Source organism: Pampinifervens navoyensis (assembly GCF_046159715.1).
Classification (GTDB): domain Bacteria; phylum Aquificota; class Aquificia; order Aquificales; family Aquificaceae; genus Pampinifervens.
Window position 1 is genome coordinate 1 of record NZ_JBJXCT010000060.1, and the last position, 256, is coordinate 256.

Below are 256 nucleotides of genomic sequence, written 5' to 3' on the forward strand. Positions count from 1 at the left end.
GCACAGGATCGATGATCACGTTTCACCGTCCGGACGGCAAGGAAGTCCAGGGCTATCTGGCGAGGCCGCATAAAGCAGAAGGCGCGCCTGCCATTGTCGTGATTCAGGAGTGGTGGGGGTTGAACGACCAGATCCGCGGGGTGGCCGACCGTCTCGCGCAAGCCGGCTATCTGGCGCTGGTGCCCGATCTTTACCGCGGCAAATCGACGGTGGAGGAGGAAGAGGCGCACCATCTGATGAGCGGGCTCGATTTCGG

The 256-nt window shown here is 62.5% G+C and carries 1 protein-coding gene; it reads left to right on the plus strand.

What is annotated here, in order from left to right:
• On the plus strand, positions 1 to 256 hold a 256-nt coding region (locus tag ACKRDP_RS10000; RefSeq protein WP_409154634.1), incomplete at both ends, for a dienelactone hydrolase family protein.